Below are 13,571 nucleotides of genomic sequence, written 5' to 3' on the forward strand. Positions count from 1 at the left end.
GTGGCATCGATTCTCGTCTTGTCGAGTTCGACGCGCGAAAGCCCCGAACGGTTCCCGGCACCATACGCTTGGTTTCGACTATCGTGCGGACGGGCAACCCGTACGAGCCGGAATCGCTTCCGGCACCGCGGAAATCGCGATAGTCTCCGAAGAGACCAGCCGATGGGGAGGTACGGCCCTGGACACGCTGTGGACATTCGTCGTGCACCGGCGGCACCAGTTGCTCGTCGACTCCTATCTGCACGTCTCGGCCGTGGTGCAATCGGTGCTGCTGGCCACAGGGGTGTCGGTGCTGCTCGGAATTCTGGTGTACCGCAGCCGCTTCGGATCTTCGATCGCCACCGCGCTGGCCAGCGCGGTGCTCACGGTTCCGTCGTTCGCGCTGCTCGGCCTGCTCATCCCGGTCCTCGGTCTGGGCGTCGCACCGACCATCACCGCGCTGGTGGTGTACGCGCTGCTGCCGATCCTGCGCAACACCATCATCGGACTGGCTTCGGTGGACCCAGCCGTCACCGACGCGGCACGCGGCGTGGGGATGAATCGGCTCCGCGTGCTCGCCCGCATCGAACTACCGCTCGCCTGGCCCGCGATCCTGGCCGGTATGCGGGTGAGCACACAGCTGATCATGGGAATCCTCGCCATCGCGGCCTACGCCAAGGGCCCCGGCCTGGGCAACCTGATCTTCTCCGGACTCGCGCGCCTCGGCAGCCCGAACGCGGTGCCGCAGGCTCTGGTCGGCACGATACTCATCGTCGTGCTCGCACTCGTGCTCGACGGGATCTACGTCCTCGTCGGGCGGCTCACCACCTCGAGGGGAATGGCGTGACGGACACCGAAACCCGCGGCGGCGCCACCGAAGCAGCCGTCTCCGGCGTCGAGATCGTGCTCGATTCGGTGACCAAACGCTATCCGGGACAACGCGATCCGGCGGTGGACCAGGTCTCGCTGACCATCCCCGCCGGTGAGATCGTCGTCCTGGTCGGGCCGTCCGGCTGCGGCAAGACCACCACCATGCGGATGATCAACCGGCTGATCGAGCCCACCTCGGGCACCATCACGATCGGCGGACGCGACGCGGCCACCATCCATCCCGACAAACTCCGGCGCGGCATCGGCTACTCGATTCAGCAGGCGGGCCTGTTCCCGCATCTGACCGTGGCGAAGAATGTCGCCACCGTGCCGGGCCTGATCGGCTGGGACCGGCGGCGGATCGCGGCGCGGGTCGACGAGATGCTCGAGCTGGTCGGCCTGGACCCGGACATTTTCCGTGACCGCTATCCGCGTCAGCTCTCCGGCGGCCAGCAGCAGCGTGTCGGGGTAGCGCGGGCGTTGGCGGCCGATCCGCCCGTGCTGTTGATGGACGAGCCGTTCGGCGCGGTCGACCCGATCACCCGGGGGTTGTTGCAGGACGAGTTGCTTCGCCTGCAAGGCGAACTCGGCAAGACGATCGTCTTCGTGACCCACGATTTCACCGAGGCGGTCAAACTCGGTGATCGAATCGCTGTGCTGGGGAACGGCTCCCGGATTCTGCAATACGACACGCCCGCCGCGGTCCTGGCCGACCCCGCCGACGAGACGGTCGCCGGTTTCGTCGGCGCGGATGCCTCGCTCAAGCAGCTCACCCTGACCAGAGTCAGGGACGTCGCACTCGGCGACTGCCCCACCGCGACCGACCAGGACCCGGTCGACGAGCTGCGCGGTGCGCTCGTGGGCCGGGACTGGCCGTGGGCGCTGGTACTCGACCGCCAGCGCCGGCCGCTGCGCTGGGTCTCGGCCGAGCAGCTGGCGCACGCCGACTCACTGCACGGGGTCGGTTCACCGCTGCAGGAGACGTTGTCGCTGAAGTCGACCTTGCAGGACGCCCTCGAAGCCCTGCTGGCGCATCAGAGCGCGACCGCGGTGGTCACCGGAACGCACGGCGAGTACGTCGGGCTGATCACGATCGACACCCTCGTCGCACACCTCGCGGCGCTGCGCGCGGAACACGGCGGCGACCGTGCCTCGTCGACGGATGACGCACCATGACCACCACCACACCCACCACGCAGCGCAGGGCCGAGCGCATCCGGCTGTTCGTGCAGCCGGTGGTCGTTCTCGCGCTCACCGCGTGCGTGCTGGTGTGGGCGTTCGCTCGCGACCTCACCGTCACGCAGCAGGCCAGTCTCAACGCGGACAACATCGCGACCGTCACCAGGCAGCACGTACTCATCACCGCGACGGTGGTGCTCATCGTCGTGGCGGTGGCGGTTCCGCTCGGCACGCTGCTCACCAGGCCCGGATTCGGCCGCCTGGCACCGCTTTTCGTCGGCATCGCGAATATCGGAGCGGCCGCGCCCGCGATCGGGCTGATCGTGCTGTTCTATCTCGCCACTCGCACCACCGGCTTCTGGATCGGTGTGGCTCCGATCGCGTTCTATTCGCTGCTTCCGGTACTGCGCAACACCATCCTGGGCTACCAGCAGGTGGACCGGATGCTCATCGACGCCGGACGCGGACAAGGGATGTCGGCGGCGACGGTATTGCGCCGCATCGAATTCCCGCTTGCCGTGCCCTACATCCTGGCGGGGTTGCGCACCTCGCTGGTGCTCGCCGTCGGCACCGCGACGCTGTCGTTCCTGGTGAGCGCGGGCGGGCTGGGCATTCTGATCGACACCGGCTACAAACTGCGCGACAACGTCACGTTGGTGGTCGGCGCGGTGCTCGCCGTATCGCTGGCACTGCTGGTGGACTGGATCGGCGCGCTCGCCGAAGAGTTCCTCGGGCCGAGGGGACTGAAATGACGCGGGTGTGGCGACCGTTCGCGCTCCTGCTGGGGCTGGCACTGCTGGCCGCGTGCGGGCTGCAATCAGGCAGCGCGGTGCCGCTGCGAGTGGGTCCGGGGAGCATCCGCCCGGTGCCCGAGCTGGCGGGTGTGCGCGTCACCGTTGGCTCCAAGGATTTCACCGAGCAGAACATCCTCGGATATCTCATCGAATTCGCCCTGTCGGCAGCGGGCGCCGATGTACGCGACTTGACCAACATCCAGGGCTCCAACAGCGTGCGCGATGCCCAACTGCACGGTCAGATCGACATCGCCTATGACTACACCGGCACCGGTTGGATCAACTACCTGGGCAACGAGATACCGGTGCCCGACGAGATCGGCCAGTTCGAAGCGGTCCGCGACGCCGATCTTGCCGAGCACGGCATGGTGTGGACGGCGATGGCGCCGATGAACAACACCTATGCGCTGGTCATGAGCGCACAGACCGCACGGGAGACGGGGGTGCGCACGCTGTCGGACTACGCCCGACTGGTCGACGCCGACCCGGCCGCGGCGGCGATCTGCGTCGGCACCGAATTCAACGTCCGCCAGGACGGATTCCCGGGCCTGACCCGGAAATATGAGATCGACGCAGGCAAGGTGCGCAAACAGATCGTCCAGGACCCCGTGGTCTACCAGGCCACCGCGGACGGCAAGCAGTGCCGCTTCGGCTCCGTCGCCGCCACCGACGGCCGTATTCCGGCCTTGAATCTGGTTCTGCTGCAGGATGATCGCGGCTTCTTCCCGAAATACAACGCGGCGCTGGTGATGCGCGAGGATTTCGCAGGCGAGCATCCGCAGGTCGCCGCGATCATGACGCCGATCTCGCAGCGCCTCACCAACGATGCCATCACCGAACTCAACCGCCAGGTCGACGTGGACGGACGCGAACCGGCCGAGGTGGCGCGGGACTGGATGGTCGCCCAGGGGTTCGTCACCGCCCGCTGAGGTGCGCCCCGCCGGTAGCTCAGCCTGACCGCCTGCCGACAAGGGATCTCTCAGCTCGAGGCAAGGCCGAGGAGGACATCCTGCGTTCCGCTCTCCGCGCGGCCGGGTAACGGCGGAAGCTCTTTCATCGAACCGGTCCGCGACTTTGCGGCGTTGCTCCCGCCGGGTCCGCTCGGCGCGGATGTGCCGAAGCGGCCCGGCTGGTCCCACCGCGCACAGTGAATCAAGCACGCGGATCGCGGCCGAGGTAGCGCAGCAGTTCGGCGACGGCGGTGTCGTCCGCTCGACCATCCACGATGGCGGCGTAGGCGCCCCACTGGCGCAGCGGTTCCACGATTTCGGCCGCCTCGCCACTGCCGGGCGCCGGGTGGATGGCGCGGGCGGCGGTGAGCAGGTGGGTGGCCAGCTCGTCGGTCAACGGCGACGGCTGACCGGTGGCGATCGCGATATCCCAGGCATGCACCGCCGCGTCCAGCGCGCACATGACCGCCGCGACCGGAGTGGCGAGCGCGCCGTGCGGCAGCGGCGTCGGCACGGTCTCGGTGGCGTCGTCGACAGTGGCCCACGCGGCGGACGTCTGCTCGATCGCCTCCCGCACCAGGTCCGACGGAGAACCGTCGATCGTGCCGGAGGGCGCGAACGGGTTGTCGGCCGGACCATTGCCGATACCGAGGAACTCGGCATACGCCAGCTGATCGCCAGCGGCGTGCTGAACCACCTGCGTCACATTCCATTCCGAGCAGGGGGTGGGCAGCTGCCACTGGTCGGTACGGACACCGGCGACGACTGTCTCCAGCGCGCGGTAGGCGTCGGCGAGCACGTCCCGCCATACAGAAAGCAGGGTGGCGGCGGTGGTGGCGTTCATGTCAGAGCCTCTCGGTCGTTTTCGTTGCTGACATCAGCCTATGCGGCCATTAGGCTAGTTTTGTTCCTAATAGCCGAGGAGGAAGAAGTGGCCTCGACCACTCCGCGATTGCTGCGGTTGCTGGCACTCCTCCAAGGACGCGCGCACACCGGCCGCGAGCTGGCCGAGCGCCTGGGCATTACCGACCGCACCCTGCGCAACGACATTCAACGGCTGCGCGAGCTGGGCTATCCGGTGCACGCGGAACGCGGCGCGATCGGCGGCTATCGGCTCGGTCGCGGCACCACCATGCCGCCCCTGCTGCTGGACGACGACGAGGCGGTGGCCGTCGCGGTCGCGGTCGGGCTCGCCGAAGACGGCTCCACCGGCATCGCGGATATCACCGAGCACGTCACGAGGGCGCTGGGCAAGCTGGACCAGATCCTGCCGAAACGCTTGCAGCGCAAGGTGTCCGCGCTGCGCGATGCCACCGCGATCGGCCCGGCGACGACCGGGTCGCGAGAACCGGACGCCCCGGTTCCCGCCGCCGTGCTCACCACCCTGGCGGGCGCCATCCGCGACGGCGCGACGGTTCGCATCGAGGAGACCGCCGAATCCACCGTGGAGATCGAACCGTACCGGCTGATCAACTGGCAGCGACGCTGGTATCTGGTCGCCTACGGCTTGGAAAACCATTCCTGGCGTGCGATTCCCGTCGCCCGGATCACACGAGCCGAGGCGAACTCCCGGCGCTTCGCCGCGCGCTCGCTTCCCGACGACGATCTGGTCGCCTTCGTCATGCGCCACATCGCCACGACCGGCTGGAAGGTCCATGCCCGGGTCACCGTGCTCGCCCCCGCCGACGTCGTGATCGCCCGCATCAATCCCGCGGTCGGCGTGGTCGAACCCGTGGACGCCCACACCTGCGTGCTCTACACCGGCGCGGACGCGTTGGAGACCATCGCCATCTACCTTTCCATGCTGATGATGGACTTCCGCGTGGACGGCCCACCAGAACTCGTCGCGCACCTGCGCACCCTCGCTCGGCGGTATGCCGATGCGATCGCCGACGCGCCGGCCACCTGAGCGCGCCGCGAATGCCGGGCCGCCGCCATTGCGATGAGGAGTGACATAGTGAGGCAAGATCCGCGCGTGCGCGAAAGGATTGGAATTACTGGCCGCCGACCGCACGCAGAGCCGTCAGGGCATCGAGACGGTCGTCGCCGGCTGGCCCGACTCCGACGTGGACCAATTCAGCAGGCTCGTCGCGCGATTCAACCAGTCGGTCGAGCAGAAAGAGCACAACCCCCTGGCCGCGCCCACTAGGGTGGGGTGACGACCGGTCGGTGCACGGTCACGCGGCGGAATAGGCGCCCGAAGCTTCGGGCTCACACTTCCAAATCCTCCTCGATGCCCTTCAGGCGGTGCCTGGCCAGCGCCAAATTCGCCCGGCCCCGGTCCAGGGCGAGGTAGAGGAACAGGCCCTTGGACTTGCGGCCGGTCATCGGCCGGATGATGTGGTACTGGCCGGACAGCGTGATGAGGATGTCCTCGATGTCATCCTTGAGGCCGAGCTGGTCCATGGTGCGCAGCTTGGCGCGTACCACCTCGGTGTTGCCCGCGCCTGCGACCTGCAGATCGAGGGACTTCGAACTACCGAGCATGCCGAGGGCCATGCCGCTGTTGTAGTCGACGACGGCGGCGCCGATCGCGCCATCGATCACCATCATGTCTTTGAGGGCGAGATCCATATTGGACATATCCGTTCCTTTCAGTGGGTTTTCGTTGCCTGTTCTTTTCCGGAGTCGTTCGCCACCGGCGTCAGGAGGTCGGCGATCGCGCGCGCTACCGGACGCGATTCCAGGTGCAGCCGGCCGATGTTCACTTCGGGGCTCGCCAGCACGGTCAGCGAGGTCCAGCCCGCCGCGTAGATGACCACGTGCCCGCCGGTGCCGTGCACCACGACCTCACTGAAGCCGCCGCCGTGCGCGGTGCTCGCCAGACGGTGCGACAGTGCCAGCTGTGAGGCGGCCATCGCGGCCATCCCGTTGGGTTCGATGTGTGTGGGTAGATCGTGCGCGACGAGCAGCCCGTCGTTGGACGCCACCAGCGCGCCGGTCAGCCGAGGGACGCGATCGCGCAGTGCCTTCAGTTCGGTCAGCACCGCCGCGTTCGGTTCGGGTCCGGACATCCCCACCTTGCTCAACCTTCCCATCAGTTCGCCGAGCCTCTTCTTCCGCGCGGTCACGCGAGCTCCTCCAAAGCCGCCCGCAGGCGGACGAGTAGGTCGCGGTCCGGCGGCTCCGAGCGGTCCGGGACGGGAACCGATGCTCCCGGCCGCCGGACTCGGCGTCGAGGAAGCCGACCGGGCGCCCCGGCCGCGACCGGAATTACCGCTTCCGGCTCCGCAGGCCTGAGCGGTTCGGCGGGAGGGGGCGTCGCGATAGGCCGCTCGATCAGCCCCGCGGCGGTCAGATCCCGCACCGCCATCAGACAGCCATAGGTGGTGCGACCGAGTTCGCGGCTGATTCCCGCGATACTGCGCTGCGCATCGGCGGCGGCCAGTACCTCGGCTTGGCCCCCGGTCAGCACCACACGCCGTCGGCGCACACGGCGCACGGGGACGACGGGGGCACGGTCGACCAGTTCCGCCGGCCATGGCCCCCACTCCGGATCGCCGCGCCGGGCGCACTCGTGAACGAGCGCGTGCGGCGTGATGTGACAGACGGGGGCGAGCCAGTGCGGCGGCGCGGGCCGGAATTCCGGGACGGCGGGCGAGGCCAGTAAAAAGTAGGCGGCATCGAACACCGACAGCAAAGCCAGAGTTTCCAGCCGCGGCCGCCCCAGCACGCGGCCTGGATCTCCGGCTCCGGCGCGTTGCCAGTCCTCGGCGGTCGCCACGCCCGCCTCGATCACGAGCCGGTCCAGCCCGGTCGTGCGGCCGCAGTCGGCGGACACGATCGCGCCGTCAGCGAGATGAAACGCGCCGTCGCCGGCGCGCAACACGCCGGTGCTTCCTTCGCTTTCCAGTCGCCGCAATTCGACCGCGAGCTCAACACCCATGACCGTCCTCAGCCAATTCGGCGAGAATTCCCCGGAGCTGGAATCGCGCCATCGCCAGATTGCCGGTGTCCTCGTCGAACAACACGTGCACGAAAAGCCGTCCGTCGAAGTCGCCGTTCACCAGATTCAGCAAGTGATAACCACTCGTCCCGCAGACGATGATTTCGGTGACGTCGTCGCCGTCGTGTCCGGTGGACAGCGCCGGGCAGCCGAGCACCGCGCGCACCACGTCGGTGGTGGCCGCGGCGTCCTCGTGCTGGTCGACCAGCTCGTGCACCCCGGCCGCGGCGATCGCCAGGCCGCTCGCGCCGTCCACCAACGTCACACTGCGCGCACCTGGAATGTCCATGATGCGTTTCAGACAGCCATCAATACCGATCACGCGCCACCACTTGTCATGTGCGGGTGTTTACGGGTTCCAGACGCTACACACGACAGCCGGGTGCTGCACAGTAAATACGGGAGAAATTTCCGGTAAAAATCGTTTCCGCTGGCAGAGCGGAGAAATACCTTCCGGTATTCAATACCTCTTGGTATTCAATACCTTTCGGTTTTCATTATCCCGCGCCGGACGCGAGCACTCGGGATCCGCGGAACGGCGCATCGACTGCTCCGACTCGGCCAACGCGTGAATTGGCCGGCCCTCATGGTCGACACCGCACGCGAGCTCAGCGGTCCGGGTGGCTTCACCATCACGTCGCCGCTCTGGGGCAGACCATGCCCACGGCGTCGTCACGTCTTGTAGTCATCGCGCAGCAACTACCGGAGCGGCCACTGGTTCGCTGCTGGGCGCAGTCGATTCCGTACACCGGCCAGGATCCAGACGCGGTGTCCCCGCCGCATCCGAACGGGCCGACTGGCGTCGAGTCGATGTCGGCGGGCGAATCGAGGTCCGCGAGTAAGAAGCGGAGCCTGTCAACCGCCGGTGATGCCGGTGGATAGTTTGACCACGACCTTGTCGTTGGTGACTTCCTGCACCGTAACGGTGCGCCCATCCGTGGACTGGGTTTCCCCGACTGGAACGGTGATCTCCTGACCGGCCACCGACAGGGTGACCAGATTGCCGTTCACCGCAATGAGTTTCGCCTCGATGCCCAGAATGCTTGCTTTCGCGTCCACACCACGAGCGAACGTGACCGTGCAACCACTCACGGTGCAGTCGGTCTTCGTGCCTTGCCCTTCCGCCGTGCAGGCAGCCCCGAGCGGGGTCAACAAGACGAACAGGGACACAGCGACAAACCGACGAACAGACACGCGACGAGTGTAGAGCGAACGGGCAATGCCGTCCGGCATCTGACCGGAATCCCGTGTGAAACCTCAGCGGCGTCTGCCGCGCAAGTAGTCGCTGACCACGGCGGCGCCCAGACCGTCGAGGTCGGGCGCTACGACGCGGCCGCCGCCGCGGCGGGCCATCAGGTCGACGAAGGCGGCCAATCGCGGGTCGTCGCCGAGCATGAACACCGTGACCGACGCGCCCAGTTTCGCCAAGGCGTCGACCTGGGCCATCGTCGCGGCCAGCGTGCGCGACTCGGGCGGCCAGTTGAAGTACGCCTCGCCGTCCGGCTCCAGATGGGCCGTCGGCTCGCCGTCGGTGACGACCAGCACCACGGGCACGGCGTCCGGATGCCTGCGCAGGTGCCCCGCGGCGAGCAGCAGTGCGTGGTGCAGATTGGTGCCTTGCTCCCACACCCCTTCCAGCGCCGTCAGTTCGCCGATGCCGACCGTCGTGGCGTACCGGCCGAACGTGATCACGCTCAGCGCGTCGGAACGAAACCGGGTGCCGATCAAGTGGTGCAAGGCGAGGGCGGTGCGCTTCATCGGAACCCATCGGCCGTCCTGCACCATCGACCAGGACGTGTCGACGCACAGCGCCACGGCCGCCCTGGACCGCTGTTCGGTTTCCATCACCTCGACATCGGAAACATCCAGCGTGACACGGCGACTGCCCGTCGACGCCGAGCGCAGCACGGCGTTGCGCACGGTCCTGGGCACGTCCCACGGCTCGGAATCGCCGAACCGCCACGCTCGTGCCGCACCGGTCGGCTCGCCCGCCGCACCAGCCGAGGCCGTGTCCCGCTCGCCGCGCCGAGAACGCAACCGTCCGATGACATCACGCAGCGCCACCTCGCCGAGTCGCCGTAAAGCCTTGGGCGTCAACCGAAGTGAGCCGTCCTGCGCGCGTTCGAACAGACCTTGCCCGCGTAGTTCCCGCTCCAGCTCCGCCAGCCGGCCCGCGTCCACCCTCGCCTCTTCGCCGAGATGACGGGCCAGGGCGTCCAGGTCGATGTCCTCCAACCTGGCACCGGGGTAGGACTGGGCGAGCTGCTCGGCGAGCGCGTCGAGTTCGGCGAGATCCTGCAGGGCCTGCGCGCCCGCGCCGAGACCCAACGGGTCCTCGCCGCGGAATGGCCGCCCGGAGACCCAGTCCTCGCCCGGACGCAGCGCCCGCAGGTTGGCGTCCAGCGCGGCGACTTGCTGGGCGATCCGCGGGTCGCCGAACGCCTGGCCGATCAGCTGGGAGAGTTCCGCGTGCTGCTGCTCGGACATCGAGTTCATCATGCGTTGCGCGGCGGCGGCACGGGCGGCGAGCGCGTCGATCAGTTCCTCGGTGTCGCGCGGGTTCTCGGGGAAGAACTCGCCGTGCTCGGTCATGAAATCGGCGAACCGCCGCTCGGTGTTCTCGCCCCGCGCATGGGCCGCGAGCAGATCGTTCAGGTCGGACATCATTCGCCTCACCCGCTCGACGTCCTCGGGCGTCGTGTTCCGCAAGGCCTGCTTCATTCCCTGGAAACGGGATTCCAGCAGTTCCTGGCCGAGCAGGTCGCGAATCTTCTGGTAGTTCTCCCGGCCGGTTTCCGATCGCCAGCGGTAGTCGGCGAGTTCGCTGACCGCGGCGGCCGTGCTCGACGGCAATGCGTCCAGCTGTGCTTCGGCGAACCTGGCGTCATCGGACGGATCGGGGAACAGGGCGCCGCGCTCAGCATCCAGCGCCTCGTTCAGCAGTTCGCGGACCTGCTGCAATGTGCCGTCCAGCCGGTGGCGCCGGGAGATCTCCGAGCGGCGCTGCCACACTCGGCGGGTCAGCTCCTCCAGGCCGGGCATCGTGCTGGTGCCGCGCCGCAACAGCTCCTGCAATGCGCTGCGCGGCGAACTGCCCTCCATCACCTCGCGCCCGACCCGGTCCAGCGCCTCCCGCAGGTCCAGCGGAGGCGCCAGCGGATCCGGTCCGTCGTGATAAGGCCCGTAGGAGTAGCGATCGGGGGAGCTCACGACGCCTCACTGGGAGCGGTCATCGCCCGTACACCGCCATGCCGTCGTCGGAGTCCTTGGCGATCTGGCGGGCCAGATAAAGGGCTTCCAAAGCGAACTCCACAGCCGAGGCGATCCGAGGCGGCGGATCGGTCGCGTCGACGCCGAGCCGGCCTGCGACCTCGTGCAGGACGGGTAGCTCGGGCAACGCGGACAGGACTTCTTCGCCCGGCACCCGTTCACCGGTGGTGACCAGGTGACCGTCGCCGACCGCCTCGGCCAGCGGCCGCAGGTTCAGTCCGCCGAGCAGCGCCCGCGCGGTCTCGGCGAACGAGCGCCGGAGCAGATGCGTGAGATGCTCCTGCTCCCGCCCCTCTTCACCGGACTCGAACTCCAGCTTGCCGCGCAACACCGCGGGCACGGATTCCAGGTCGACGGGACGGGCGACGGCGGGACGTTCCCCGGTCACCGCGGACCTGCGCAGCGCCGCGGCGGCCACCGTTTCGGCCGCGGCGACCGCGAATCGCGCGGACACTCCGGACCGCTGGTCGATCGCGGACGACTCGCGCAGTTGCCGCACGAACCTGGCCAGCACCTCGATCAGCGGCTCCCCCACCTCGGCCACCAGTTCGGCTTCCTGGCGCACGAGGGCCACTTCGGCCTCGACGCTGAGCGGATAGTGGGTGCGGATCTCCGCGCCGAACCGGTCCTTCAGCGGCGTGATGATCCGGCCGCGATTGGTGTAGTCCTCCGGGTTCGCGGTCGCGACGAGCAGCACGTCCAGCGGCAGCCGCAGGGTGTAGCCGCGGACCTGGATGTCGCGTTCCTCCATCACGTTCAGCAGCGCGACCTGGATGCGTTCGGCGAGGTCGGGCAGCTCGTTGATCGCTACGATGCCGCGATGGGCGCGCGGCACGAGCCCGAAATGGATGGTCTCCGGATCGCCGAGACTGCGCCCCTCGGCCACTTTGACCGGGTCGACGTCACCGATCAGGTCACCGACCGAGGTGTCGGGTGTAGCGAGCTTCTCCGCATACCGCTCCGAGCGGTGCCGCCACGCGACGGGCAGGTCGTCACCCAACTCGGCCGCCAGCCGACGCCCTTGCGGGCTGATCGGCTCGAGCGGGTGCTCGCCCAGTTCGGCGCCCGCGATCACCGGCGTCCACTCGTCGAGCAGGCCGACCAGCGTGCGCAGCAGCCGGGTCTTGCCCTGACCGCGCTCCCCCAGCAGCACGACATCGTGCCCCGCGAGCAACGCGCGTTCCAACTGCGGCACGACGGTCCGGTCGAAGCCGACGATGCCCGGCCACGGCTCCCCGCCGGAACCCAAGAGCGTCAGCAGGTTCTCGCGGATCTCGGTCTTCACCCCACGCGGCAGATATCCGGCCGAGCGCAGCTCGCCCGCGGTCGTGGGTAGGTGTGCGGGAACTTTCACGAATTCGACGCTACGTGCATTCGGCGGTCCGGTCGACGTGGAGCTTCACGAGGAAACACGCCCGAAAAAATGTTGACAACCCGGCTCCGAGCACGGTGTCCGTTTCGCGTGGTCCGGAGGGCCGCTACAGCGCCCGGAACGATCTGCGTCTCGACCTCCCTGCCGTTGCAAATACATACGGTCGACCGTATTATTAGATTAGTCGATCGGAGGGATGCTCACCATGGAAAGTCGGCGCATGTTCGAACTGGCGCAAGCCTTGGCCATTGCGAAGAGCAAGCAGGACCTGCCCGCGGCCATGACGCTCCTCCATCCCGAGATGGCGCTGGAGACACCGGCATTCGGGACGACAGCCCGGGGCCGGGCGGAGAACGAAAAGGTACTGGCGAGGTTCTTCGCCTCGTTCCCGGACTATCACGTCGAGCTGGACGGTCACGCGGACGACGGCGAGACATTGGTCTGCTGGGGTACCGCATGGATGACCATGACCGGCAACCGATTCGGCGTCGAACCCAACGGCAGACGTGCGCAGGTGCCGGTGTTCATCCAGTTCGCCTTCGCCGACGACCTCATCGCCGGCGAGCGGTTCTGCTTCGACCTCTCCGTCCTGTGCGCTCAGTCCGGTGTCTCGACAGATGCGGTGCGGCGCAAACTCTTCGGCGAAAACCTCAGCCGGCAACTCTGAGATTGGAGATCGACCATGACCGTGGACACGCGCGTGAGAACCGTCGGCACGATTTCGACAACTCCCTTGTTCGATGTCGTCGTGAATCTGAACCCGCGATTGGATTTCGGTGCTGGTCCACTCGGTCGCAGAATTCTGTTCGGCGCGGCCGGGGGGTCGTTCGAAGGGCCGAGACTTCGCGGTGACGTGGTGGCCGGTGGCGGCGACTGGGCCTTGTTCCGGCCGGACGGCACGATGGCGCTGGACGTCCGGCTGACCCTGCGCACCCACGACGACGAGCTGGTGCACATGAGCTACGGCGGCCGGTGGGTCACACCACCCGAGGTCCGGGCCGAGCTCGCGGATCCGGTCAAGAAATCCCAGGTCGACCCGTCGCGCTACTACTTCCGGACGACTCCGCTGTTCGAAACCGGCTCGAGCCGGTACTTCTGGCTCAACGACATCGTCTGCATCGGATCGGGCTACGTAGTGGACGGCGGCGTCGCATACCACGTCGAGCAAGTGCTGTGAAGGCAGGCCGAGGACCGGTTTCCGCCAATCGCTC

15 protein-coding genes are annotated in these 13,571 nt (G+C 67.8%); 7 read left to right on the plus strand and 8 right to left on the minus strand.

Annotated features, from left to right (window positions below; all coding sequences use genetic code 11):
- The first annotated feature begins 178 nt into the window (after window positions 1-178).
- From IU459_RS24680 to IU459_RS24695, 4 genes are read left to right on the plus strand one after another with little or no spacing between them, the layout of a single operon-like run.
- A complete protein-coding gene (locus IU459_RS24680) occupies window positions 179-826 on the plus strand; it encodes an ABC transporter permease (RefSeq protein ID WP_157128931.1) in 648 nt (215 codons plus the stop codon).
- Entirely contained in the window at window positions 823-2,025 is a 1,203-nt protein-coding gene (locus tag IU459_RS24685) for an ABC transporter ATP-binding protein (RefSeq protein ID WP_195131945.1), read from the plus strand. Before IU459_RS24680 ends, IU459_RS24685 begins: the two co-directional genes overlap by 4 nt.
- A complete protein-coding gene (locus tag IU459_RS24690; protein WP_195131946.1) occupies window positions 2,022-2,780 on the plus strand; it encodes an ABC transporter permease in 759 nt (252 codons plus the stop codon). The genes IU459_RS24685 and IU459_RS24690 overlap by 4 nt, the downstream gene beginning before the upstream one ends.
- A complete protein-coding gene (locus IU459_RS24695; protein WP_195131947.1) occupies window positions 2,777-3,751 on the plus strand; it encodes a glycine betaine ABC transporter substrate-binding protein in 975 nt (324 codons plus the stop codon). The genes IU459_RS24690 and IU459_RS24695 overlap by 4 nt, the downstream gene beginning before the upstream one ends.
- Before the next feature lie 223 nt (window positions 3,752-3,974).
- Here the strand turns inward: IU459_RS24695 and IU459_RS24700 are convergent, their stop codons facing one another.
- The gene (locus tag IU459_RS24700) at window positions 3,975-4,616 is read right to left on the minus strand and encodes a TIGR03086 family metal-binding protein (protein WP_195131948.1); all 642 of its coding nucleotides are present in this window, start codon (window positions 4,614-4,616) and stop codon (window positions 3,975-3,977) included.
- A gap of 87 nt (window positions 4,617-4,703) precedes the next feature.
- On the opposite strand from IU459_RS24700, the gene IU459_RS24705 reads away from it, so the two are divergent.
- Window positions 4,704-5,681 (plus strand): helix-turn-helix transcriptional regulator, encoded by a 978-nt coding sequence (locus IU459_RS24705; protein ID WP_195131949.1) that lies wholly within the window; start codon window positions 4,704-4,706, stop codon window positions 5,679-5,681.
- A 302-nt stretch (window positions 5,682-5,983) separates the two neighbouring features.
- Here IU459_RS24705 and IU459_RS24710 read toward each other — a convergent pair whose 3' ends face one another.
- The 7 genes from IU459_RS24710 to IU459_RS24740 all read right to left on the minus strand — a co-directional run bounded on the left by IU459_RS24710 (window position 5,984) and on the right by IU459_RS24740 (window position 12,342).
- Window positions 5,984-6,355, minus strand: a complete 372-nt coding sequence (locus IU459_RS24710; RefSeq protein WP_195131950.1) for a hypothetical protein — start codon at window positions 6,353-6,355, stop codon at window positions 5,984-5,986.
- An 11-nt stretch (window positions 6,356-6,366) separates the two neighbouring features.
- Complete coding sequence (locus IU459_RS24715; RefSeq protein WP_324199009.1) at window positions 6,367-6,843, minus strand: roadblock/LC7 domain-containing protein; 477 nt, start codon at window positions 6,841-6,843, stop codon at window positions 6,367-6,369.
- Window positions 6,840-7,658, minus strand: a complete 819-nt coding sequence (locus IU459_RS24720) for a hypothetical protein (protein ID WP_195131951.1) — start codon at window positions 7,656-7,658, stop codon at window positions 6,840-6,842. Before IU459_RS24720 ends, IU459_RS24715 begins: the two co-directional genes overlap by 4 nt.
- Window positions 7,648-7,983, minus strand: a complete 336-nt coding sequence (locus tag IU459_RS24725; RefSeq protein ID WP_324199010.1) for a hypothetical protein — start codon at window positions 7,981-7,983, stop codon at window positions 7,648-7,650. Before IU459_RS24725 ends, IU459_RS24720 begins: the two co-directional genes overlap by 11 nt.
- Window positions 7,984-8,573: 590 nt before the next feature.
- Window positions 8,574-8,951, minus strand: coding sequence for a hypothetical protein (locus IU459_RS24730; protein ID WP_228838456.1), 378 nt, complete (start codon window positions 8,949-8,951; stop codon window positions 8,574-8,576).
- Between the two features lie 24 nt (window positions 8,952-8,975).
- Window positions 8,976-10,928 carry a VWA domain-containing protein gene (locus tag IU459_RS24735; protein WP_195131953.1) on the minus strand — a complete coding sequence of 651 codons (1,953 nt, stop codon included), beginning with the start codon at window positions 10,926-10,928 and terminating at the stop codon, window positions 8,976-8,978.
- Between the two features lie 19 nt (window positions 10,929-10,947).
- Window positions 10,948-12,342 (minus strand): ATP-binding protein, encoded by a 1,395-nt coding sequence (locus tag IU459_RS24740; RefSeq protein WP_195131954.1) that lies wholly within the window; start codon window positions 12,340-12,342, stop codon window positions 10,948-10,950.
- 223 nt (window positions 12,343-12,565) lie between these two features.
- Between IU459_RS24740 and IU459_RS24745 the strand changes: the two genes are divergently transcribed.
- Complete coding sequence (locus tag IU459_RS24745) at window positions 12,566-13,027, plus strand: ester cyclase (RefSeq protein WP_228838457.1); 462 nt, start codon at window positions 12,566-12,568, stop codon at window positions 13,025-13,027.
- A 15-nt stretch (window positions 13,028-13,042) separates the two neighbouring features.
- Window positions 13,043-13,537 (plus strand): DUF3237 domain-containing protein, encoded by a 495-nt coding sequence (locus IU459_RS24750; protein WP_195131955.1) that lies wholly within the window; start codon window positions 13,043-13,045, stop codon window positions 13,535-13,537.
- Window positions 13,538-13,571 lie beyond the last annotated feature (34 nt).

The sequence above is a fragment of the Nocardia amamiensis genome (assembly GCF_015477605.1).
In the GTDB taxonomy this organism is placed as follows: domain Bacteria; phylum Actinomycetota; class Actinomycetes; order Mycobacteriales; family Mycobacteriaceae; genus Nocardia; species Nocardia amamiensis_A.